Below are 23,357 nucleotides of genomic sequence, written 5' to 3'. Positions count from 1 at the left end.
GCCTGCGGTGATAGGCCCGAGGCCTTACCGCCGGTAGTCTGCTTGACCCCGGCATGATTCCTTGTCAAAACCGGTTTTGGACCGGTGTCTGCGGCCGCTGTACCGGTCTGCCGTTTCGGCTCATGAAATAGCGCGCCGCCGAATGCCGAGGTTTCCCGTGGCAAAGCTGAACTACGTCTTCACCAGCGAGTCCGTGTCGGAAGGTCATCCCGACAAGGTCTGCGACCGCATTTCCGACGCCATCGTCGATCTTTATCTTTCGCACGACCCGCAGGCCCGCGTGGCCGTCGAGACGCTGGCGACCACCAATCAGGTCGTCCTCGCCGGCGAGGTGCGCGGCCCCGACAGCATCAAGGCCGACCAGCTGGTCGAGGTCGCCCGCGCCGCGGTGAAGGACATCGGTTACGAGCAGGACGGCTTCCATTGGGAGAAGATGGACGTCAAGTGCTTCGTCCATTCCCAGTCCGCCGACATCGCCGTCGGCGTCGACGCCGCCGGCAACAAGGACGAGGGTGCCGGCGACCAGGGCATCATGTTCGGCTATGCCTGCCGCGAGACCCCGGCGCTGATGCCGGCGCCGATCTACTACAGCCATGCCATCCTGAAGTCGCTGGCCGAGGCGCGCCATTCCGGTGCCGCCCCGCAGCTCGGCCCGGATGCCAAGAGCCAGGTCACCCTTCAGTACGTCAACGGCCGCCCGACCCGCGCCACCGCCATTGTGCTGTCGACCCAGCACGCCGAGGGGCTGGACCAGGACGCCGTGCGCGAGATCGTCCTGCCGCACATCGTCAATTGCCTGCCGGACGGCTGGATGTGCGATCCGAAGCACCTCTACGTGAACCCGACCGGCCGCTTCGTCATCGGCGGCCCGGACGGTGACGCCGGCCTGACCGGCCGCAAGATCATCGTCGACACCTACGGCGGTGCGGCCCCGCACGGCGGCGGCGCCTTCTCCGGCAAGGACCCGACGAAGGTCGACCGCTCGGCCGCCTACGCCGCCCGCTATCTCGCCAAGAACGTCGTCGCGGCGGAACTGGCGGAGAAGTGCACGATCCAGGTCTCCTACGCGATCGGCGTGTCGAAGCCGCTGTCGGTCTATGTCGACACCCACGGCACCGGCAATGTCGACGAGGACCGTCTGTCCGACATCCTCCAGCAGCTGGTGGACCTGTCCCCGCGCGGCATCCGCACGCATCTCGGCCTGAACAAGCCGATCTACGCCCGCACCGCGGCCTACGGCCATTTCGGCCGCGAGCCCGAGGCGGACGGCGGCTTCTCGTGGGAGAAGACCGATCTGGTCGACGCCCTGCGCGGCGCCTTCTGATCGGCCGAACCGGCGGATCAGGAACCTGAACGGGACGGCGGGGGCTGGAAACGGCCCCCGCCGTCTTTTTTTGTAAGCCCGTTTTTCGCCGGCACCGCGCCCCGCACCGCCGATTTTCGAGCAGCACCGGCCACCCATACCAAATTGCCATGACCGACAGCAAAACCGCCCAACCGACCGACGACGCTCCGCAGACCGAAACCGGAAACCGGCTGTTCGGCCGGCGCAAGGGCCGTCCCCTGCGCAAGCGCCGGACGAGCCTGATCGAGGATCTGCTGCCGCAACTCCAGATCCCGCTGCCGAAGCCGGGCGACCGCCTGGACCCCGCCGGTCTGTTCGACACGCCGAAGCGGGAGGTCTGGCTGGAGATCGGCTTCGGCATGGGCCATCACCTCGCCTGGCAGGCCGCGCACAATCCGGATGTCGGCATCATCGGCGCCGAACCCTTCCTCAACGGCATCGCCGGCCTGCTGGGCATGGTCGATGACGAGAGCCTGAACAACGTCCGCATCCAGCCCGACGATGCCCGGCCGCTGCTCGACGCCCTGCCCGACGCCTCGGTCGGCCGCGCCTTCGTGCTGTTCGCCGACCCCTGGCCGAAGAAGCGCCACGCCGACCGCCGCTTCATCGGGCCGGAAAACCTGCCGCGGCTGGCCCGCGTGCTGAAGGACGGCGCAGAGCTGCGGCTGGCCAGCGACGACATGGGTCTGGTGCGCTGGATGCTTGAACACACGGTGAAGCATCCCGATTTCGAATGGACGGCACGCCGCCCCTCCGACTGGCGCATCCGCCCCGACGACTGGCCGGCGACGCGCTACGAGGAGAAGGCCATCGCCGCCGGCCGCAAGCCGGTCTTCATGCGGTTCGTCCGCCGCCCGCGGGGCTGACGCATACCCGTTCCGCTTGAGATTCCGGCCGGTCACAGCGATCAGGCCGGAAAAGGCTTGCGGCATCGGGCGGAATGACTATATTCACCCTCTGAGAACCCATACGGATCGGCGGCCCGGGCAACCGGGCCGGCGAGACGCTTTGCGGGTGGGCTTTTGCCCACTTATTTTTTTATGAGCGTGTGGAACCACGCGCTTGTTGAACCTTTTGTTGTGGAAACCTCGTCCGGTTCGATCCCGGCCGCAGGCTTTGGGTCAGGTGGAATGGACGCTACAGGTCGCATCGAACAGATCATCACGCCGTCGGTCGAAGCCATGGGCTATGAGGTCGTGCGCGTTCAGATCTCCGGCGGCCAGCGGTCGGTTCTCCAGATCATGGCGGAGCGCGCCGACGGCGCGCCCATGACTGTCGAGGATTGCGCCGACATCAGCCGTTCCGTCTCGGCCCTGCTGGACGTGGAAGACCCGATCCGCGAGGCCTACACGCTGGAGGTCAGCTCGCCCGGCATCGACCGGCCGCTGACCCGGCTCAAGGATTTCGAGCGCTTCGCCGGCTTCGAAGCCCGGCTGGAAAGCCGCATGGCCATCGACGGCCGCAAGCGCTTCAAGGGCATGCTGAAGGGCGTCGAGGACGGCCTCGTGTGCATCGACACCGAACAGGGAGCCGCCCGGCTGGAGTTCGACAACATCCTGCGCGCCAAGCTGGTGCTGACGGACGAATTGATCCGCGCCAGCCAGGAGCAGCAGGAGGGCCTGGAACACTGACGGACCCGTCCAATCAGGACGCGTTGTCAGTAATGCCTGGCCTGGATTGACTGCCCCACCCCGCCGACCCGACCGGACATCACGCAAGACCGGCATCACACAAGACCGACTCAGGAAGTGTAACGGATGGAACTGCTGCAAGTCGCTGACGCGGTCGCCCGCGAAAAGAACATCGACCGGGACGAAGTCCTGGAGGCGATGGAGCAGGCGATTCAGAAGGCCGGCCGCTCCAAGTACGGCCACGAGCACGACATCCGCGCCCGCATCGACCGCAAGACCGGCGACATCCATCTGACGCGCCACCTGGAGGTGGTCGAGACGGTGGAGAACGAGGCGACGCAGGTCACCCTGCCCTACGCCCAGCGCCGCAAGGCCGGCGCCAAGATCGGCGATTTCCTGGTCGACCCGCTGCCGCCGATCGATTTCGGCCGCATCGCCGCCCAGACCGCCAAGCAGGTGATCGTGCAGAAGGTGCGCGACGCCGAGCGCAAGCGCCAGTTCAACGAGTACAAGGACCGCAACGGCGAGATCGTCAACGGTCTGGTCAAGCGCGTCGAATACGGCAACGTCACCGTCGACCTGGGCCGCGCCGAAGCGATCCTGCGCCGCGACGAGCTGCTGCCGCGCGAGCATTTCAAGAACGGCGACCGCGTCCGCGCCTATATCTTCGACGTCCGCGAGGAACCGCGCGGCCCGCAGATCTTCCTGTCGCGCACGCATCCGATGTTCATGGCGAAGCTGTTCGCCCAGGAAGTGCCGGAAATCTACGACGGCATCATCGAGATCAAGGCGGTCGCCCGTGACCCGGGTTCGCGCGCCAAGATCGCGGTGCTGAGCCACGACAGCTCCATCGACCCGGTCGGCGCCTGCGTCGGCATGCGCGGCAGCCGCGTCCAGGCGGTCGTCGGCGAGCTGCAGGGCGAGAAGATCGACATCATCCCGTGGTCGGGCGAGGCGGCGACCTTCGTCGTCAATGCGCTCGCCCCGGCCGAGGTCGCCAAGGTCGTGCTCGACGACGACAACCACCGCATCGAGGTGGTGGTGCCCGACGACCAGCTGTCGCTGGCCATCGGCCGCCGCGGCCAGAATGTGCGCCTCGCCTCGATGCTGACCGGCTGGGACATCGACATCCTGACCGAGCAGGAAGAGTCTGAGCGCCGGTCGGAGGAAATCCACAACCGCTCCGCCCTGTTCATGCAGGCGCTGGACGTCGACGACGTGATCGCCCACCTGCTGGTCGCCGAAGGCTTCACCTCGGTCGAGGAGATCGCCTTCGTCGAGACCGAGGAACTGGCCGAGATCGAAGGCTTCGACGAGTCGGTCGCCGACGAGCTGAAGCAGCGCGCCCTCGCCTTCCTGGAAGTGCAGGACGAGCAGGCCAACGAGCGCCGGCTGGAGCTGGGCGTCGAGGACATCGTCGCCGAGCTGACCGGCTTCAGCGCCACCCAGCTGGTGAAGCTGGGTGAGAACGGCGTGAAGACGCTGGACGACCTGGCCGACCTCGCCGGCGACGAGCTGGTCGAGATCCTGAGCAAGGACGGCGCCAAGGACGCCCCCTCGGAAGAGGAGGCGAACGCGATCATCATGGCCGCGCGCGCCCACTGGTTCGAGGGTGAGGAACAGGACGGCGCCGCTGCGGCTCCGGCCACCAACGGTTCGGCCGACGGCACTGCCGATGGTCAGGGCGCGCAGGCCTGACCGGCAGCAATGCCGGTTGGAACTGCGCCCGACAGGAACGATTATTCGGGACCGCGCGGGCGGATGACGATCGGATGACCGAACGGAACGACGAACGGACACCGACCGCCGCCGCGGATGCGGTGCCGGATCAGGAATTGGCACAGGACGAGGGTGCCGGGACGGACCGCCTGCCGGCCGACGACGAGAAGGGGCCTCTGCGCCGCTGCATCGCGTCGGGTACGGTCGGGCCGAAAGAGGGCATGATCCGCTTCGTGATCGGCCCCGACGGCGAGGTGGTACCGGACCTGGAGGAACGTCTGCCCGGCCGCGGCCTTTGGGTCACGGCCGACCGGGATGCTCTGGCGAAAGCCATGGGTAAATCCGTTTTCGCCAAAGCGGCCCGCCGGGCGGTGAAAGTACCGCCCGATCTGGCCGAACGGCTGGAACGGCTGCTGGAACGGCGTTGTCTGCACGCGTTGGGCCTTGCCCGCCGTGCCGGCCACGTCCTGGCGGGATACGAGAAGGTGCGCGAGGCGTTGAGGGCCAACCAGGTCGGCCGTGCGGGTCCCCCGCCGGCCCTGCTGGTCGAAGCCGCGGACGGCTCGCTGGACCAGCGCGGCAAGGTGACGGCGCTCGCGCCGTCGCTGCCGGTGATCGATCTGTTCGAGTCTTCGGCCCTGGCCGCGGCGCTCGGGCGCGATCACGCGGTGCACGCCGTGGTGGCGCGGGGCAGGCTGGCCGCTGGGCTGGCCCGTGAAGCGGCACGCCTGAGGGGGCTGAAAGGTCCCCAAGGGGACCAGAATGCGCACCAGGACTCTGATAAGGGCTGGGGAGTCGGCGATACGGCCGGCCGGCCTGCGATGTAACGTCTGACCATTCGGGAACCGATGACCGACAGCAACGACCAGGACCAGAAGAAAGTCTTGCACCTAACCGGCGCCAGCAAAGGAAAGCTGGAGTCGAAGAAGCCGGTCGAGACCCAGGTCCGGCAGAGCTTCTCCCATGGCCGGTCAAAAGCGGTGACCGTAGAGGTCAAGCGCAAGCGTCATGTTGAAAAGGGCGCCGTGCCCGGCGTTGCCGACGGCGGTGCCGCCGCGCGTCAAGCTGCCCAGGGCCTGCCCATGCGCGGTGCGCAGGGCCAGCGTCCCCGCGGCGGCGGTGCCCCTGCCGGGCGCCAGCTGACCCGCGAGGAGCTGGAATCCCGCCTGCGCGCGCTTCGTGGCGCCGCGGCGTTCGAAGAGCAGCGCCGGATCGATGCCGAGGAAGAAGCGGCCCGCGCCGAAGCCCGCGCCGCCGAGGCCGCCGCCCGTGCCGCCGAAGAGGCAGCCGCCGCTCCGGCCGCCCCCTCCGAAGCCGATGCCCCGGCTGCCGCCCCCGCCGCTTCCGATGCTCCGGCATCGGCCGCGCCGGAAATGCCGCCGATCATTCTGGATGCCGAGACCTTGCGCCAGCGCGAGCTGGACGAGATGCGCGCCATCCAGGAGGAGGAGCGCAAGATCGCCGCCGAGGCCGAACGCCGCCGCAAGGAGGAGGAGGCCAAGCGCAAGGAAGCCGAGGACGCCAAGCGCCGCGAGGCCGAACCGGCGCCGCGCCGTGACGGTGCAGGCCGTGACGGTGCCCGCGAAGGTGCGGGCCGTGACGGCGCGCGTCCGGCCGGCGCCCGTCCGGGTACCGACCAGCGCCCCGGCGGTACTTCCGCCCGTCCCGCCGCCGACACCGCTCCCGGCCGCACCCTGCCGGGTGCCGGCGCCCCGCCGGCCCGCGCCGTCGAGGAGGAGGACGACAACCGCCGCAAGGGTGGTCGTGGCGGTGCTCCCGCCAAGGCCGCGCCGGCCCGTCCGGCCGCCAAGGCTCCCGCCGGCGCCGACCGCCGCAAGGGTACCAAGCTGACCGTCTCGCAGGCGCTCAGCGACGATGGCGGCGACCGCACCCGGTCGCTGGCCGCCGTCCGCCGTGCCCGCGAGCGTGAACGCCTGCGCCAGATGAGCCGTCAGGAGACGACGAAGGTCACCCGCGACGTCGTGCTGCCGGAAGTCATCACCGTCCAGGAACTGGCCAACCGCATGGCCGAGCGTGGCGCCGACGTCATCAAGGCGCTGATGCGCATGGGCGTGATGGCGACCATCAACCAGACCATCGACGCCGACACCGCCGAACTGGTCATCACCGAGTTCGGCCACCGCGTCCGCCGCGTGTCGGAGTCCGACGTCGAGATCGGCCTGCGTGCCACCGAGGAAGAGGGCGCCATCCTGGTGCCGCGTCCGCCGGTGGTCACCATCATGGGCCACGTCGACCACGGCAAGACCTCGCTGCTCGACGCGCTGCGCCAGACCGACGTGGTGTCGGGCGAGGCCGGCGGCATCACCCAGCACATCGGCGCCTATCAGGTGCAGCTGGAGTCGGGTGCGAAGATCACCTTCATCGACACGCCGGGCCACGCCGCCTTCACCGAGATGCGTGCCCGCGGCGCCAACGTCACCGACGTGGTCGTGCTGGTGGTCGCCGCCAATGACGGCGTCATGCCGCAGACGATCGAGGCCATCCGCCACGCCAAGGCGGCCAAGGTTCCGATCATCGTCGCCATCAACAAGTGCGACCTGCCCGATGCCAAGCCGGAGCGCGTCCGCCAGGAACTGCTCCAGCACGAGCTGGTGGTCGAGGAGATGGGCGGCGACGTCCTCGACGTCGAGGTGTCGGCCAAGGCCAAGCGCAACCTGAGCAAGCTGGAAGAGGCCATCCTCCTCCAGGCCGAAATCCTGGAGCTGCGGGCCAACCCCGAGCGGGCCGCCGAAGGCGTCGTCATCGAGGCGAAGCTGGAACGTGGCCGCGGTTCGGTCGCCACCGTGCTGGTCCAGCGCGGCACGCTGAAGGTCGGCGACGTGTTCGTGACCGGCGCCGAATGGGGCCGCGTCCGCGCCCTGATCAACGACCGCGGCCAGACCGTCAACGAGGCGGCCCCGGCCGTCCCGGTCGAGGTCCTGGGCCTGAACGGCACGCCGATGGCCGGCGACGACTTCACCGTCGTCGAGTCCGAGGCCCGTGCCCGCGAGATCGCCGAGTTCCGCCAGCGCAAGAAGCGCGAAGCGGTGGTGGCGGCCTCGGCCCGCGGTTCGCTGCAGGACATGTTCAGCCGCATCCAGGCCGGCGAGGCCAAGGAACTGCCGGTCGTCATCAAGGGCGACGTGCAGGGCTCGATCGAAGCCATCGCCAGTTCGCTGGAGAAGCTCACGGCCGAGAACACCGAGGTCAAGGTCCGCGTCCTGCACAACTCGGTCGGTGCGATCAACGAGTCCGACATCACGCTGGCCAATGCGTCCAACGCGATGATCATCGGCTTCAACGTCCGCGCCAACCCGCAGGCCCGCGACCTCGCCAAGCGCGACGGCGTCGAAATCCGCTACTACTCGATCATCTACAACGTGATCGACGACGTGAAGGCGGCGCTGACCGGTCTGTTGTCTCCGACGCTGCGGGAACGCTTCATCGGCTACGCGACCATCCGCGAGGTGTTCAACATCACGAAGGTCGGCAAGGTCGCCGGTTGTATGGTCACGCAGGGCACCGTCAAGCGCGGCGCCGGCGTCCGCCTGCTGCGCGACAACGTCGTCATTCACGAAGGCACGCTCAAGACGCTCAAGCGCTTCAAGGACGAAGTCAAGGAAGTGCGCGAGGGTTACGAGTGCGGCATGGCCTTCGAGAATTACGACAACATCCAGGCCGGCGATCAGATCGAAGCCTTCGAGATCGAGGAAATCGCTCGCGAGCTGTGACCTGTCCGGTTCGCCCGATCCCTTCCGGCATCCGCCGGGATGGATCGGGTGGCCTTTTTGACTTTCAGGGGCGCGGGATCAATCCTGCGCCCTGTTCCTATATTGGGGTGGGAGACCGTATTCCCCCGACCCCTTGTGATCGGCTGGAGAGCTGAAGCAGCCCGGCCAAGTGACATCGACGAAAGAAACGTACCATGGCCAGCAAGAAGCGCGGCGCGTTCATCGCCGGCAAGCCCCCGTCCCAACGGCAACTGCGTGTCGGCGAGGAGTTGCGCCACGCGCTTGCCGACCTGTTCCGCCGCGGGGATTTCCACGATCCGGAGCTGGCCTCGCTGAACGTCACGGTCACCGAGGTGCGGATCAGTCCCGACCTGTCCAACGCCACCGTCTTCTATTCGACGCTGGGCGGCGAGCGGATGGAGGAGGCCCAGGTCGCCCTCCGCCGTGCCGCCGCCTTCCTGCGCGGGCAGGTCGCGCGCATGGTCAACCTGCGCCATGCCCCGACGCTGAGCTTCGAGGGCGACACCTCCTTCGACTACGCCCACCGCATCGACAGCATCCTGCACAGCCCGGAGGTCGCCCGCGACCTGAGCGGCCATCCGCTGGGCCGCGTCAACGGCGACGACGACCATGACGAGGATGAGGACGAGGACGACGCCTGGGACGAAGAGGGGGACGAGGACGACGACCTCGAAGACAACGACAGCGCCATGCTTGACGACGAGGACAAGGGCGAAGGCGAGGGCAAGGACGAGAGCCGGGGCGGCCGTCGTGGCTCGTAAGCGCAAGGGCACGCCGATCCATGGTTGGATCGTGCTGGACAAGCCGGAAGGCATGACCTCCACCCAGGCGCTGTCGAAGGTGCGCCGTCTGCTGAACGCCGAGAAGGCCGGGCATGGCGGCACGCTGGACCCGCTGGCGACCGGCATCCTGCCGATCGCGCTGGGCGAGGCGACCAAGACCGTCTCCTATGCCATGGACGGGGCCAAGACCTATCGTTTCTCCATCCGCTGGGGCGAGCGCACCACCACCGACGACCGCGAGGGCGCGGTGATCGACCGCTCCGACCGGCGGCCGACGACGGACGAAATCCGCGCCGCCCTGCCCGCCTTCCTGGGCGAGATCCAGCAGGTGCCGCCGCAGTTCTGTGCCATCAAGATCGATGGCGAGCGTGCCTACGACATCGCGCGCGAAGGCGACGCGGTCGATCTGGCCGCCCGCACCGTGCGCATCGACCGCTTCGAGCTGGTCGAGGAACCGGATGCCGACCATGCGGTGTTCGAGGTCGATTGCGGCAAGGGCACCTATGTCCGCTCGCTGGCCCGCGACCTGTCGGAGGCGTTGGGCACGGTCGGCCATGTCGGGCTTCTGCGCCGTCTGCGCGTCGGGTCCTTCACGCTGGAGCGCGCGATTTCCCTGGACGAACTGGCCGCCATGGAGCAAGGTGCGGCCGTCGAACGACTTCTGTTGCCGATCGAGACCGCGCTGGACGACATCCCGGCGTTGGCCCTGACGGAAGCGGAAGCGCACCGACTGAGGCACGGCCAGACGGTCGCTCTCCTCACCCGGCAGGATCGTGACCGCCTGATGGCGGTTCAGGGTGCTGACGGTGGGGATGGCACCGTCATTGCGCTTTTCGGCGGAACGCCGGTGGCGTTGGCCCGTGTCGAGGGGGCGGAGGTCCGTCCGGTGCGCGTACTCAACCTCACGTGATTTAGGAGACCCCGATGTCGATTACGCCCGAGCGCAAGCAGGAGCTGATCAAGGAATTTTCCCGCGGCACCAACGACACCGGTTCGCCCGAGGTCCAGGTGTCGATCCTGACGGAGCGCATCAGCAACCTGACGGAGCACCTGAAGGGCCACAAGAAGGACTTCCACTCCCGCCGTGGTCTGCTGGTGATGGTCGGTCAGCGCCGCCGTCTGCTCGACTACCTGAAGAAGAAGGATCAGTCGCGCTACGCCGCTCTGATCGAGCGTCTGGGCCTGCGCCGCTAACGGCTGCGCCGTCCCGCTGACGGGTTCGGGTTCCCCTGGCCGGCCACCGGCCGGGGGTGTCCCCTGAAATCGGGCGGGAACAAAAAGTCAAACATCAAAGCCGTCGTTCACCTGTATCGTTCCGGAACACCTCATTGGTTATTGGCAATAGAAACTGGATCTTGAGCGTTTCGTGACGGACAGGCCGGCCCGATCATTCGGGGACCGGCCTTTTTTGCATTCACGCCACCTCTATCTTGATTCGTTTAGTGCTGTTGTCGACCATCATATCTCCAGTTTTCTCGCGGGGTCCTACGACCGATGGCCCCGGCCTTGGGCGGCAATCCGGCCGTTGCAGGGTGTCGGATGGAAGGAAAGAATCCATGTTTACTGTTCATCGCAAGGAAATCGAGTGGGGCGGCCGCAAGCTGGTCCTGGAGACGGGCAAGATCGCCCGTCAGGCCAACGGCGCGGTTCTGGTCACCTATGGTGACACCACCGTCCTGTGCACCGCCGTCGCCGCCAAGGCGCCGAAGCCGGGCGTCGATTTCTTCCCGCTGACCGTCAATTACCAGGAAAAGGCATTCGCGGCCGGCAAGATCCCCGGCGGCTTCTTCAAGCGCGAAGGCCGTCCGACCGAGAAGGAAACGCTGGTCAGCCGCCTGATCGACCGTCCGATCCGTCCGCTGTTCGCCGATGGCTTCCGCAACGAGACGCAGGTCGTCTGCACCGTGCTGAGCCATGACCTGGAGAACGATCCGGACATCGTGGCGATGGTCGGCGCCTCGGCCGCCCTGACGATTTCCGGCATTCCGTTCCTGGGCCCGATCGGCGCCGCCCGCGTCGGCTACAAGAACGGCCAGTACATCCTGAACCCGACCATGGACCAGGTCGAGGACACCGACCTGGATCTGGTCGTCGCCGGCACCGTCGAAGGCGTGCTGATGGTCGAATCGGAAGCCAAGGAGCTGACCGAAGAGGTCATGCTGGGCGCCGTCATGTTCGGCCACAGCAACTTCCAGCCGGTGATCAACATGATCATCGATCTGGCCGAGGAATGCGCCAAGGAGCCGTGGGACCTGCCGGAGCCGGCCTACGACCGCAAGGCCCTGAAGGCCCGCCTGCGCGAGACCGTCGGTTCGGACGTCGAGGCCGCCTACACCGAGACGGTGAAGCAGAGCCGCTACGAGAAGGTCGGCGCCGCCAAGGCGAAGGCGCTCGAGACGCTGGCCGAGGAATTCGACGCCCAGTCGATCGGGTTCGAGTTCAAGGAGCTGGAGGCCGACATCCTGCGCGGCGCCGTCCTGAAGACCGGCCGCCGCATCGACGGCCGCGACACCAAGACCGTGCGCCCGATCGTGTCGGAAGTCGGCGTGCTGCCGCGCGCCCATGGCTCGGCCCTGTTCACCCGCGGCGAGACCCAGGCGCTGGTCGTCACCACGCTGGGCACCAGCCAGGACGAGCAGATCATCGACGCGCTCGAGGGCGAGTACCGCGAGCACTTCATGCTGCACTACAACTTCCCCCCGTACTCGGTGGGTGAAGCCGGCCGCATGGGCAGCCCGGGCCGCCGCGAGATCGGCCACGGCAAGCTGGCGTGGCGCGCCATCCACCCGCTGCTGCCGAAGAAGGAAGACTTCCCCTACACGCTGCGCGTCGTGTCGGAAGTCACGGAGTCCAACGGCTCCTCCTCGATGGCCACCGTCTGCGGCACCTCGCTGTCGCTGATGGACGCCGGTGCGCCGCTGGCCCGTCCGGTCGCCGGCATCGCCATGGGCCTGATCAAGGAAGACCACGGCTTCGCCGTCCTGTCGGACATCCTGGGTGACGAAGACCATCTCGGCGACATGGACTTCAAGGTCGCCGGCACCGAGGTCGGCGTCACCGCGCTGCAGATGGACATCAAGATCACCTCGATCACCGAGGAGATCATGAAGATCGCGCTGGGTCAGGCCAAGGACGGCCGCCTGCACATCCTGGGCGAGATGGCGAAGGCGCTGACCGGCGCCCGCGAAGGCGTCAACGAGAACGCCCCGCGCATCACCGTCATCAACATCCCGAAGGAGAAGATCCGCGACGTGATCGGCTCCGGCGGCAAGGTGATCCGCGAGATCGTCGAGCAGACCGGCGCCAAGATCGACATCGACGATGACGGCACCGTCAAGGTCTCGGCCGTCGACCAGAAGAAGTCGGACGCCGCCATCGAGTGGATCAAGGGCATCGTCGCCGAGCCGGAGATGGGCGTCGTCTACACCGGCAAGGTGGTGAAGGTCGTCGATTTCGGCGCCTTCGTGAACTTCCTGGGTTCGCGCGACGGCCTCGTCCACATCTCCGAACTGGCGCAGCAGCGCGTCGGCAAGGTGTCGGACGTCGTGTCGCAGGGTGACTCGGTGAAGGTCAAGGTCATCGGCTTCGACGACCGCGGCAAGGTCAAGCTGTCGATGAAGCAGGTCGACCAGGCCACCGGCGAGGACCTGACCAAGAAGGCGGAGTGATCCGTCGATAGGGTTCGGGAACGCCGGGCAACCGCCCGGCGGGACCTGCCATGAACAGGGGCGCTTCCCATCGGGGAGCGCCCCTGTTCATTATGAGCACCCTTCCTTTTTCGCAGCTCCCCATGTCGCGCGCCGAACGTCTCCTCGATCTGATGCAGGTTCTGCGGCGGCATCGGCAGCCGGTCAGCGGCAAGTCGCTTGCCGACGAGCTGGGGGTCAGCCTGCGCACGCTCTACCGCGACATCGCCACGCTCCAGGCGCAGGGCGCGATGATCGAGGGGGAGCCGGGGGTCGGCTATCTGCTGCGCGCCGGCTTCCTGCTGCCGCCGCTGATGTTCACCGAGGAGGAGGTCGAGGCGCTGGTGCTGGGGTCGCGCTGGGTGGTGGACCGCGGCGACAGCCGGCTGGGCGGGGCGGCGCGCAACGCGCTCGCCAAGATCGCCGCGGTGTTGCCGCCGGACAAGCGGGAGGAGCTGGACGGCTCGACACTGCTGGTCGGTCCGGGCGAGCCCATCCCGGCCGGGGATGCGGAACTGGCGACCATCCGTACCGCGATCAGGACGGAGCGCAAGCTGGAGATCGCCTACCGCGACCGCGACGGGTCGGAGAGCAGGCGCACCGTCTGGCCCTTTGCGTTGGGCTTCTTCGACCGGGTGCGGGTAATGGTGGCGTGGTGCGAGCTGCGCCAGTCCTTCCGCCATTTCCGTACCGACCGCATCCTGGCGCTGACTGCCAGCGAGGCCCGCTATCCCCGGCGCCGGCAGGCAATGCTGAAGGAGTGGCGCGCGGCGGAGGGCATTCCGCAACGATGACGGCATGCTGACGGAAACTGTCAGCATGTCGGCCTAGTCTTGGCTTTGCCGGTGAGGGCGGCGAATGGAACCGCCCCACCCCAACCGCTCAAGACCGGAGCCGACCATGACCGCCACCCAGACCGCCACCCAGACCGCTGCCGCCGCCCTCGCCCTCGATTTCGTCCTGCTCTATGTCGACAGCCCGGCCGCCAGCGCCGCCTTCTACGCCGATCTGCTGGGCCGGCCGCCGGTCGAGGCCTCCCCCACCTTCGCCATGTTCAAGGCGGGCGACGGGCTGATGCTGGGGCTGTGGTCGCGTCACACGGTGGAGCCGGCGGCGACCGCACCGGGAGGCGGCGAGATCGCCTTCACCGTCGCCAGCGAGGTGGCGGTCCGCGGCCTCCACGCCGACTGGAGCGCCCGTGGCCTGACCATCCTGCAACCGCCGACGGCGATGGATTTCGGTCATACCTTCGTTGCACAGGATCCGGACGGCCACCGCCTGCGCGTGTTCGCCCCCAACCAGGACGAGGCTCAGCCGGAACAGGTGCGGTCGTGAGCGGGGGCGGAACGTACACCGGCACCCGGTTCGCAGCTTGGATCGCCGTCGCCAGCGCCGAGCATGTCCGGCGCGGACGGGCCGGCGGCTTCATGCAGGTCTGCCACGGCAAGGCGGCCCCGCTGCGGCGGATCCAGGCGGGCGACCGGGTCGTCTACTACTCCCCCACCGACAGGTTCGGGGCGGCGGACGGGCTGAAGTCCTTCACCGCCATCGGCACCATCCTGCCGGGCGAGCCCTACCGGTTCGACATGGGCGGCGGCTTCGTCCCCTTCCGGCGCGACGTGTCCTGGTGGCCGGCGGAAGAGGCGCCGATCCAGCCGCTGCTGAACCGGCTGGAGCTGACCGCCGGGGTGCGGAACTGGGGCTATCCCTTCCGCTTCGGCCTGCTGCCGGTGAGCCTGCGCGATTTCGACCTGATCGCTGGGGAGATGCGGGCGGCGGTGCGGGAGGGTATGGCAGCCTGATCCGGAGAAAATCACCGGCGGGCGGGGATGAAAATCTCCGCCGCCGGCGTCCTGCAACAAGCAGAACAGCCGCTGCCCAAGGTCCGAGCCGCCTCATACCTTGGTGTCAGAGTACGAACGAATGGCGGATCTTCCTGACCGAGATCAAGGCGAAACCCCTCGCAGTCCGCCATACATGCGCTTATATCGTCCGCAAGCCTGACCAAGGTCACCTGTACCGGGGCCATCGTTCTATGCATCGCTTCGCCAACCCCGCCCGCTTCCTGCGCCTGTCGGCCCTGCTGCTGCCGTGGTGCGCCGGGGCGACCGTGATCCTGACGATCCTCGGTCTGTGGTTCAGCCTGTTCAGCTCGCCGCCCGACTATCAGCAGGGCGAGACGGTGCGGATCATGTACATCCATGTCCCCGCCGCCTGGATGAGCCTGTTCGTCTACACCAACATGGCCATCGCCGCGGCTTGTGGCCTGGTGTGGAAGCACCCGCTGGCCGACCTGTTCGCCAAGGCCGCCGCCCCGATCGGCGCCGGCTTCACTTTCGTCTGCCTGGTGACCGGGTCGCTGTGGGGCGCGCCGATGTGGGGAACCTGGTGGGTGTGGGACGCGCGGCTGACCAGCGTGCTGATCCTGTTCTTCCTCTATCTCGGCTACATGGCCCTGGTGAACGCCTTCGACGATCCGCAGCGCGGCATGAAGGCCGGCAACGTCCTGCTGCTGGTAGGCATCGTCAATGTGCCGATCATCAAATTCTCGGTCGACTGGTGGAACACGCTGCACCAGCCGGCCAGCGTCGTGCGCATGGGCGGACCCAGCATCGACCCCAGCATGCTGACGCCGCTGCTGGTGATGGCCGGCGCCTTCACCGCCTATTTCCTGTCGGTCGTCATGCTGCGCGTGCGCACCGAGATCGCCCAGCGCAAGATACAGACGCTGCGGCTTTCGGTGGCCAGCGGAGTTGCCGGTGATGGCGCCGTGTCGGACGGGATGCAGGGGTAAGCGCCATGAACGAATTTCTCCATATGGGCGGGTACGCCGCCTATGTCTGGCCGGCCTACGGCATCGCCACCCTCGTCCTGCTGGGGCTGCTGGTCGCCACCTGGAAGGGGTTGCGCAATGCCGAGGCGACGCTGAAGGCGCTGGAAAGCGCCCGCCCGGCCCGCCGCCGCACCCGCAATGGCTCCAATAGCACTGGCCGTAAAGCGGCCGATCAGACCGCCGGAACTCCGGCGGAAGCGAGCGAAGGATGACCCGCAAGAAACGCCGCCTCTACATGCTGGGCCTCGCCCTTCTCGGGCTGGGTTCGGCGACCGCCCTGGCGCTGACCGCTTTCCAGGACAACATCGTCTTCTTCTACAGCCCGAGCCAGCTGCAGACGCAGCAGGTCGGCGACCGCAATTTCCGCCTGGGCGGGCTGGTGGAGGAAGGCAGCGTCAAGAAGCAGCCCGACGGCGTCACCACCGTCTTCCGCGTCACCGACACCGCCCACACGGTGGACGTGCGCTACCGCGGCCAGCTGCCCGACCTGTTCCGCGAGGGCCAGGGCGTGGTGGCGGAGGGCCGGATGACCGGCGGCGTCTTCGTCGCGCGCGAAGTGCTGGCCAAGCATGACGAGAACTACATGCCGCCCGAGGTGTCGGAAGCCTTGAAGCAGGCCGGCGTCTACAAGAACCCGGCGGACTCCGCGACGAAGACCGCGAAGAAGGAGTAGCGGGACCGTGATCCCCGAACTCGGCCATTACGCGCTGGTGCTGGCGCTGTTCGTGGCGCTGGTGCAGTCGGTGCCGCCGCTGGTCGGCGCTGCCACCCGCAACGGCGCCTGGATGAACGTCGCGGTGCCCGCGGCCATCGCCCAGATGCTGCTGGTGCTGATCGCCTACGCGGCACTGACCTGGGCGCATGTGGTGTCCGATTTCAGCGTGCTGAACGTCGTGCAGAACAGCCACTCGGCCAAGCCGATGCTCTACAAGGTGTCGGGCGTCTGGGGCAACCACGAGGGATCGATGATGCTGTGGATCGTCATGCTGACGATCTTCGGCGCCGCGGTGGCCGCGTTCGGGCGCAACCTGCCGCCGACGCTGAAGGCACGGGTGCTGGCGGTCCAGGGGCTGATCGGGGTCGGCTTCCTGCTGTTCATCCTGATCACGTCGAACCCCTTCATCCGCGTGGTGCCGGCGCCGATCGACGGCAACGATCTGAACCCGCTGCTGCAGGATCCCGGCTTGGCATTCCACCCGCCCTTCCTCTATGCGGGCTATGTCGGCTTCTCGATGGCCTTCTCCTTCGCCGTCGCCGCGCTGATCGAGGGGCGGGTCGATCCCGCCTGGGCGCGCTGGGTGCGGCCCTGGACGCTCGCGGCGTGGTCGACCCTGACCATGGGCATCGCCATGGGCTCCTGGTGGGCCTATTACGAGCTGGGCTGGGGCGGCTGGTGGTACTGGGACCCGGTGGAGAACGCCTCCTTCATGCCCTGGCTGGCCGGCACCGCGCTGCTGCATTCCGCCATCGTGGTGGAGAAGCGCGACGCGCTGAAGAGCTGGACCATCCTGCTGGCCATCGTCACCTTCTCGCTGTCGCTGATGGGCACCTTCCTGGTGCGCTCCGGCATCCTGACCTCGGTGCATGCCTTCGCCGTCGATCCCAAGCGCGGCATCTTCATCCTGGTGCTGCTGGCGGTCGCCACCGGCGGCTCGCTGCTGCTCTACAGCCTGCGGGCGCCGACGCTGAAGGCGGGCGGGCTGTTCGCGCCGATCAGCCGTGAAGGGGCGCTGGTGCTGAACAACCTGCTGCTGTCGACCGCGACGGCGACGGTGTTCATCGGCACGCTCTATCCGCTGTTCCTCGACATCATGAAGCTGGGCAAGGTGTCGGTCGGCGCCCCCTTCTTCAACGCCACCTTCCTGCCGGTCGCCATCCCGATGGTGGTCGCCATGGTCGTCGGACCCTTCCTGTCCTGGAAGCGGGCGGATCTGGGAGCGGCGCTGTCCCGGCTGTGGGTGGCCGGCGTCGCCGTGGTGATCGCCGTCGCCGTCACCGCCTATGTCAAGGCGGGCGGCGGGCCGCTGCTGGCACTCGTCGGCATCGGCCTTGCCGCCTGGGCCTTCGTCGGCTCGCTGGTGGAGTTCGCCGACCGCATCGCCCTGTTCCGCACCCCGTTCCGCAACAGCTGGAACCGGGCGGTGCATCTGCCGCGCAGCGCCTGGGGCATGACCATCGCCCACGCCTGTCTCGGCCTGTCGATCCTCGGCATGACCGGCACCTCGGCGTGGCAGACGGAATCGATCACGGCGATGAAGCCGGGCGACCGGGCCAGCGTCGCCGGTTACGAGTTCCGTTTCGACAGCGTCGGGCTGGTCGACGGGCCGAACTTCAAGGCAGAGCGCGGCGTCTTCACCGTCACCAGGGACGGCCAGCGCGTCGCCACGCTGGAGCCGGAACGCCGCAGCTACAGCACCACCCGCATGACCACCACGGAATCGGCCATCCACACCACGGTCTTCTCCGACCTGTATGTGGCGCTGGGCGACCCGACGCAGAACGGCACCGCCTGGATCGTCCGCATCTACCACCACCCGCTGGTGCCGTGGATCTGGATCGGCGGCGTCGGGATGATGCTGGGCGGGCTGGTGAGCCTGACCGACCGCCGCTTCCGCATCGGTGCGCCCGAACGCCGCCGTGCGGCCGGCAAGACCGGTGGAAAATCGGCCCCGCTGCCGGCCGAATGAGGACCAAGACACGATGCGCCGCCTTCTGTACCTGCTGCCCTTCCTGCTGTTCATCGGGGTGGGCATCGCCTTCTACCTGGGGTTCGAGCGTGACCCGCGCGACATCCCGTCGGCCCTGATCGACAAGCCGGCGCCGACCTTCGACCTGCCCGCCATCCCGGGCCAGATGGTCCAGGGCCAGCCGGCTAGCTCCGGCTTGTCCTCGGCCAAGCTGGCCGGCGACGTGACGCTGGTGAACGTCTTCGCGTCCTGGTGCATCCCCTGCAAGGCGGAGCATCCCGTCATCACCCGCCTGTCGCGGGAACAGGGGGTGACGGTCTACGGCATCAACTACAAGGACAAGCCGGAGGACGCCCTGACCTGGCTGTCGCGCAACGGCAACCCCTATGCCGCAATCGGCGCCGACCAGGATGGCCGGGTGTCGATCGACTGGGGCGTCTATGGCGTGCCGGAAAGCTATCTGATCGACCGCAAGGGCCGCATCCGCTTCAAGCATGTCGGCCCGCTGACCCCGCAGGTGGTGGAGGAGCAGATCCTTCCCATGGTCAAGCATCTGAGGCAGGGCTGATGAAGCGCATCCTCCTCGCCGCCCTGCTGGCGCTGTCCGCGCTCTCCTCCCCTGCCCTGGCCGTCCAGCCCGACGAGGTGCTGCCGGATCCGGCGCTGGAGACCCGTGCCCGTGCCATCAGCCAGGAGCTGCGCTGCCTCGTCTGCCAGAACCAGTCGATCGACGACAGCAACGCCCCGCTGGCCCGCGACCTGCGCCTGCTGGTGCGCGACCGGCTGAAGGCCGGCGACAGCGACACCAAGGTGATGGAGTACGTCACCGACCGCTACGGCGACTATGTGCTGCTGCGGCCGCCCTTCAAGGCGACCACGCTGGTGCTGTGGATCGGCCCCTTCGCCGTGCTGCTGCTGGGTGCTGTCGGCACCTTCCTGTTCCTGCGCGGGCGGCGCGGCGTGGCCGCCGGCGCCGACACCGCCCCCCTGAGCGCGGATGAGCGGCGGCGGCTGGATGCCCTGTTGCGGAAAGACGACTGATGCTGTTCTGGATTTTCGCCGCCGTCCTGACCGCAGGCGTGCTGCTGCTGCTCGTGCCGCCGCTGCTGCGCTCCGCCGGATCCGGCCCCGACCGCGAGGAGTTCGACCGCGAGGTCTACCGCGACCAGCTGGACGAGCTGGAGCGCGACCGGGCGCGCGGCCTGATCAACGACGCCCAGGCCGAGGCCGCCAAGGCGGAGATCGCCCGGCGCATGCTGGCAACCGCCGAGAAGGGCAGCAAAGGAGGCGCCGCCGTCACCCCGCGCAGCGCCCGCGTGCTGGCCGTTCTGCTGGCGCTGGTGCTGCCGGTCGGCGCACTTGCCGTCTATGGTTCGGTCGGCCGCCCGGATCTGCCGGCCCAGCCGCTGGCCTCGCGCAATCTGGAGCAGGAGCGCGGCGGCCCGCCGAAGAGCGTGCTGGCCGCCATGGACAAGCTGAAGGCCCAGCTGGCGGAGAACCCCAACGACCTGCAAGGCTGGCTGATCCTGGGTCAGGCCTATGTCAAGATGAACCGCAACGCCGAGGCCGCCGACGCGCTGCGCCATGCCGTCGCCCTGAACAAGGACGATGCCGAGGTGCAGGGCCTGTTCGGCGAGACGCTGGTCTCCGCCAACGACGGCATGGTGCCGGAGGAGGCGGTGGCCGCCTTTGACGCCGTGCTGGCGAAGGAACCCAAGGACCCGCGCGCCCGCTTCTTCGCGGCGCTCGCCCGCTTCCAAGCCGGCGACCAGCAGGGCGCGCTGGACCGCTGGAGCGCGCTGATGGCGGAATCGCCGGCCGATGCGCCGTGGGTGCCGGTGGTCCGCGACCAGATCCGCGAGGCCGCGGTGGCGCTGAACCTCGACCCCGCCAAGGTCACGCCGCAGCCGCTACCGCCGGAGCGGAGGGAGCAGGCGGCGCAAGAGCAACAAGCGGCTCCGAATGCGCAAGCCAATGGGCAGGGCAATGCTGCGGCCGGCGCCCAAGGAAATGGGGCGGGCCAGGACGAGATGATCCGCGGCATGGTCGCCAACCTCGCCGCCCGGCTGGAGGCCGATCCGTCGGACGTCGACGGCTGGCTGAAGCTCGCCCGTTCCTACGGCGTGCTGGGCGAGACGACCAAGGCGCTGGACGCCGCCCGCAAGGCGCGCGAGCGGGCACCGGACCGCGCCGATGTGCAGGTCGCCTACGCCAATGCCGTGCTGCAGACCCAGCCGCGCAACGACACGCCGAAGCCCCTGCCGGAGGAGGCCACCTCCGCCCTGCGTCTGGCGCTGAAGGCGGAGCCGGAGAACAAGGACGCGCTGTGGCTGCTCGGCCTCGACGCCATGATGTCGGGCCGCAGGGACGAGGCCGCCGCCCATTGGGGTAAGCTGATCGCCCAGTTCAAGCCGAGCGATCCTGAATACACTCTGCTGAAAGGACGCTTGGACGCGTTGAAGGCGGGCGGCTGACCTACGAAGCAGGAAGGCCCCGCAAGGCATATAGGCAAGGAGAGGTCAGGTTGCCCCACAAGATCGACAGAGACACGCGCCTGTGCATCTCGCTCTCGGGCCGCCCGAGCAACATCGGCACGCGTTTCCACAATCACCTCTATGACGCCCTCGCTCTGAACTACGTCTACAAGGCGTTCACCACGAACGATCTTCCGGGCGCCATCACCGGCATCCGGGCGCTGAACATCCGCGGCTGCGGCGTGTCGATGCCCTTCAAGGAAGCCTGCATCCCCTTTCTCGACGAGCTGGACCCGTCGGCCGCCGGGTTGCAGTCGGTCAACACCATCGTCAACGACACCGCCGAAGATGGCGGCAGCCGGCTGCGCGGCTACAACACCGACTATCTCGCGGTCCGCACGCTGCTGGACCGCCACGACGTCTCGCCCGGCCTGCCCTTCGCGCTCCGCGGCAGCGGCGGCATGGCCCGCGCGGTCCTGTGCGCGCTGCGCGATTCCGGCTTCACCAACGGCACGCTGATCGCCCGCAACGAGGTGACCGGCCGCCGGCTGGCCGATGAGTACAGCCTGCCCTGGCAGCCGGACACCGCCGGCATCGCCGAGGGATCGCTGCTGGTCAACGTCACGCCGCTCGGCATGGCGGGAGCGCCGGAGGCCGATGCCCTCGCCTTCGAGCCGGCACTGATCGCCTCGGCGGCGCAGGTGTTCGACGTCGTCGCCATGCCGGCCGAAACCCCGCTGATCCGCGCCGCGCGCGAGGCCGGCAAGCCGGTGATCACCGGCGCCGAAGTCATCGCCCTGCAGGCGCTCGAACAGTTCGTGCTCTACACCGGCGTGCGGCCGACCGACGAGCAGGTCGCGGCGGCAGCGGCCTATTCGCAGGCGTAAGCCGGGCCTGATTTCCTAGGCAGCCTTTTTCTGCGCGCCCTTTTTCTTTGCAGCGCGGCGACACACATTGACAGGGGCGGGCCGACGGGCTTTATCCGTTGGTACCGCCCTTTTCATTTCCGCAGAAGGTTCCCCGATGACCCGCAGACGACTGCCCACGCCCGACGAGCGGCGCCTGTGGCGGATCGCCATGCGCGACGCCGAACCGATGCCCGGACGACAGGTCGAGGCGGAGCCGGAACCCGTAGCGACCATGGCGGAGCTGGTCGAGGAGCCGGTGGCGACCAGCCTCGCCCCGCCGCCGACCGCCAAGCAGTTCCCCTCCCCGGCCCGGCCGTCGCGGGCGGCCCAGCCGCCGCTGACGCCCGGATCGACCGCCAACATTGACCGCCGCACCGGCGACCGGTTCCGCCGCGGCGAGTTGGAGATCGACGGCCGCATCGACCTGCACGGCATGACCCAGGCCCAGGCCCACCACGCGCTCGCCGGCTTCGTCCACCGTGCCTGGAACGAGGGGCGGCGCTGCGTGCTGGTGATCACCGGCAAGGGCAGTTTCGGCAGCCTGGGCGTGCTGCGCCAGGCGACCCCCCGCTGGCTGGCGGATCCGGCCCTGCGCCCGATGGTTCTGGCGATCCAGCCGGCCCAGCCCAAGCATGGCGGCGACGGTGCGCTGTATGTCTTGATCAAACGGCGGCGCGACCGTAAGGACTAGGTCCCAAACAGTCAGGGACTCCACATGACCCCGTTCGGCGAACGGGTCCGGTCGCTGCGCGACGCCAGGGGCGTGACGCTCAAGCAGATGGCGACCGACCTGTCCATCTCGTCCGCCTACCTGTCGGCCCTGGAGCATGGCAAGCGCGGCCAGCCTTCCCCCCAGCTGGTCCGGCAGATCTGCGCCTATTTCGGCATCATCTGGGACGAGGCGGAAGAACTGGAACGGCTGGCGGATCTGTCCCACCCGCGCGTGACGGTCGACACATCGGGCCTGAGCGCCCGGGCGACCGAGCTTGCCAACCGGCTGTCGGAACGGATCGGCGATCTGGACGAGGAACGGATCGACGCGATCCTGGCGATCCTGGACGCGGTGCCGCCGAAGAAGGGAACGCGGCGGCGGGTGTGGGTGCGGCGGAGATAGATGTTTCCCCTCTCCCCCTTGTGCACCCTGGGGGAGAGGGGTTTCTGATCTCAAGCCTTCCCGATCATACGCCCCAGATCGCGCCCGGCGAACAGGTGGATGTGCAGGTGGGGCACTTCCTGATGCGCGTCCTCGCCGCAGTTGGACAGGATGCGGTAGCCGGGACCGTCGGCGCCGACCATGCGGGCGACCTCACCCACCGCGCGGAACAGGCCGGCGATCTCCGCTTCCGACGCCTTGGCGGTGAAGTCGTCCATGTCCGTGTAGGCGCCCTTCGGGATCACCAGCACATGGGTCGGGGTCTGCGGCTCGATGTCGTGGAAAGCGAGTGCGTGGTCGGTCTCATGCACCTTCTTGCACGGGATTTCGCCGCGCAGGATGCGGGCGAACACGTTGTTGGCGTCGTAGCTCTTGGCCATCGCATGC

Annotated in this window: 24 protein-coding genes; 23 read left to right on the top strand and 1 reads right to left on the bottom strand. The window is 68.2% G+C overall.

Annotated features, from left to right (window positions below; genetic code table 11):
• Positions 1-142: 142 nt before the first annotated feature.
• The 23 genes from metK (at position 143) to J2848_RS09655 (ending at position 22,931) form a co-directional block, all read left to right on the top strand.
• Positions 143-1,324: a methionine adenosyltransferase gene (gene metK / locus J2848_RS09765; RefSeq protein WP_301311583.1), complete on the top strand. Its 1,182-nt coding sequence runs from the start codon at positions 143-145 to the stop codon at positions 1,322-1,324.
• Between the two features lie 149 nt (positions 1,325-1,473).
• Positions 1,474-2,211: a tRNA (guanine(46)-N(7))-methyltransferase TrmB gene (trmB, locus tag J2848_RS09760; protein ID WP_149229220.1), complete on the top strand. Its 738-nt coding sequence runs from the start codon at positions 1,474-1,476 to the stop codon at positions 2,209-2,211.
• Positions 2,212-2,475: 264 nt separating this feature from the next.
• Positions 2,476-2,976, top strand: coding sequence for a ribosome maturation factor RimP (gene rimP, locus J2848_RS09755; protein ID WP_149229221.1), 501 nt, complete (start codon positions 2,476-2,478; stop codon positions 2,974-2,976).
• 126 nt (positions 2,977-3,102) lie between these two features.
• Positions 3,103-4,674, top strand: a complete 1,572-nt coding sequence (gene nusA / locus J2848_RS09750; RefSeq protein ID WP_149229222.1) for a transcription termination factor NusA — start codon at positions 3,103-3,105, stop codon at positions 4,672-4,674.
• Between the two features lie 74 nt (positions 4,675-4,748).
• Complete coding sequence (locus J2848_RS09745) at positions 4,749-5,522, top strand: RNA-binding protein (protein WP_149229223.1); 774 nt, start codon at positions 4,749-4,751, stop codon at positions 5,520-5,522.
• A 21-nt stretch (positions 5,523-5,543) separates the two neighbouring features.
• Positions 5,544-8,426, top strand: a complete 2,883-nt coding sequence (gene infB / locus J2848_RS09740; protein WP_149229224.1) for a translation initiation factor IF-2 — start codon at positions 5,544-5,546, stop codon at positions 8,424-8,426.
• Positions 8,427-8,620: 194 nt separating this feature from the next.
• The gene (rbfA, locus tag J2848_RS09735; protein ID WP_149229225.1) at positions 8,621-9,208 is read left to right on the top strand and encodes a 30S ribosome-binding factor RbfA; all 588 of its coding nucleotides are present in this window, start codon (positions 8,621-8,623) and stop codon (positions 9,206-9,208) included.
• Positions 9,198-10,139, top strand: coding sequence for a tRNA pseudouridine(55) synthase TruB (truB, locus tag J2848_RS09730; RefSeq protein WP_149229226.1), 942 nt, complete (start codon positions 9,198-9,200; stop codon positions 10,137-10,139). Before rbfA ends, truB begins: the two co-directional genes overlap by 11 nt.
• 14 nt (positions 10,140-10,153) lie before the next feature.
• A complete protein-coding gene (rpsO, locus tag J2848_RS09725; RefSeq protein ID WP_014249210.1) occupies positions 10,154-10,423 on the top strand; it encodes a 30S ribosomal protein S15 in 270 nt (89 codons plus the stop codon).
• Between the two features lie 362 nt (positions 10,424-10,785).
• Positions 10,786-12,897 carry a polyribonucleotide nucleotidyltransferase gene (gene pnp, locus J2848_RS09720; RefSeq protein WP_149229227.1) on the top strand — a complete coding sequence of 704 codons (2,112 nt, stop codon included), beginning with the start codon at positions 10,786-10,788 and terminating at the stop codon, positions 12,895-12,897.
• A gap of 122 nt (positions 12,898-13,019) precedes the next feature.
• Entirely contained in the window at positions 13,020-13,709 is a 690-nt protein-coding gene (locus J2848_RS09715) for a helix-turn-helix transcriptional regulator (RefSeq protein ID WP_149229228.1), read from the top strand.
• Between the two features lie 106 nt (positions 13,710-13,815).
• Positions 13,816-14,250 carry a VOC family protein gene (locus tag J2848_RS09710; RefSeq protein ID WP_149229229.1) on the top strand — a complete coding sequence of 145 codons (435 nt, stop codon included), beginning with the start codon at positions 13,816-13,818 and terminating at the stop codon, positions 14,248-14,250.
• The gene (locus J2848_RS09705; protein WP_149229230.1) at positions 14,247-14,717 is read left to right on the top strand and encodes an EVE domain-containing protein; all 471 of its coding nucleotides are present in this window, start codon (positions 14,247-14,249) and stop codon (positions 14,715-14,717) included. Before J2848_RS09710 ends, J2848_RS09705 begins: the two co-directional genes overlap by 4 nt.
• A 233-nt stretch (positions 14,718-14,950) precedes the next feature.
• Entirely contained in the window at positions 14,951-15,709 is a 759-nt protein-coding gene (locus tag J2848_RS09700) for a heme ABC transporter permease (RefSeq protein ID WP_149229231.1), read from the top strand.
• A 5-nt stretch (positions 15,710-15,714) separates the two neighbouring features.
• Positions 15,715-15,960 (top strand): heme exporter protein CcmD, encoded by a 246-nt coding sequence (ccmD, locus tag J2848_RS09695; protein WP_149229232.1) that lies wholly within the window; start codon positions 15,715-15,717, stop codon positions 15,958-15,960.
• Complete coding sequence (gene ccmE, locus J2848_RS09690) at positions 15,957-16,421, top strand: cytochrome c maturation protein CcmE (protein WP_149229233.1); 465 nt, start codon at positions 15,957-15,959, stop codon at positions 16,419-16,421. Before ccmD ends, ccmE begins: the two co-directional genes overlap by 4 nt.
• A gap of 7 nt (positions 16,422-16,428) precedes the next feature.
• On the top strand, positions 16,429-18,435 hold the full coding sequence (locus J2848_RS09685) for a heme lyase CcmF/NrfE family subunit (protein ID WP_149229234.1): 2,007 nt from the start codon (positions 16,429-16,431) through the stop codon (positions 18,433-18,435).
• A gap of 13 nt (positions 18,436-18,448) precedes the next feature.
• On the top strand, positions 18,449-19,003 hold the full coding sequence (locus J2848_RS09680; protein ID WP_149229235.1) for a DsbE family thiol:disulfide interchange protein: 555 nt from the start codon (positions 18,449-18,451) through the stop codon (positions 19,001-19,003).
• Positions 19,003-19,476 (top strand): cytochrome c-type biogenesis protein, encoded by a 474-nt coding sequence (locus tag J2848_RS09675; RefSeq protein ID WP_149229236.1) that lies wholly within the window; start codon positions 19,003-19,005, stop codon positions 19,474-19,476. Before J2848_RS09680 ends, J2848_RS09675 begins: the two co-directional genes overlap by 1 nt.
• Complete coding sequence (gene ccmI / locus J2848_RS09670; RefSeq protein ID WP_149229237.1) at positions 19,476-20,909, top strand: c-type cytochrome biogenesis protein CcmI; 1,434 nt, start codon at positions 19,476-19,478, stop codon at positions 20,907-20,909. Before J2848_RS09675 ends, ccmI begins: the two co-directional genes overlap by 1 nt.
• A gap of 50 nt (positions 20,910-20,959) precedes the next feature.
• On the top strand, positions 20,960-21,796 hold the full coding sequence (locus J2848_RS09665; protein ID WP_149229238.1) for a shikimate 5-dehydrogenase: 837 nt from the start codon (positions 20,960-20,962) through the stop codon (positions 21,794-21,796).
• A 136-nt stretch (positions 21,797-21,932) separates the two neighbouring features.
• Entirely contained in the window at positions 21,933-22,508 is a 576-nt protein-coding gene (locus tag J2848_RS09660) for a Smr/MutS family protein (RefSeq protein ID WP_149229239.1), read from the top strand.
• A 24-nt stretch (positions 22,509-22,532) separates the two neighbouring features.
• Positions 22,533-22,931, top strand: coding sequence for a helix-turn-helix domain-containing protein (locus J2848_RS09655; protein WP_149229240.1), 399 nt, complete (start codon positions 22,533-22,535; stop codon positions 22,929-22,931).
• 50 nt (positions 22,932-22,981) lie between these two features.
• On the opposite strand, the gene J2848_RS09650 is transcribed toward J2848_RS09655, so the two are convergent.
• A complete protein-coding gene (locus J2848_RS09650) occupies positions 22,982-23,350 on the bottom strand; it encodes a histidine triad nucleotide-binding protein (protein ID WP_149229241.1) in 369 nt (122 codons plus the stop codon).
• Positions 23,351-23,357 lie beyond the last annotated feature (7 nt).

Source organism: Azospirillum lipoferum (assembly GCF_024170005.1).
GTDB lineage: Bacteria > Pseudomonadota > Alphaproteobacteria > Azospirillales > Azospirillaceae > Azospirillum > Azospirillum lipoferum.
This window is presented reverse-complemented; position numbering and strand designations above follow the sequence as displayed.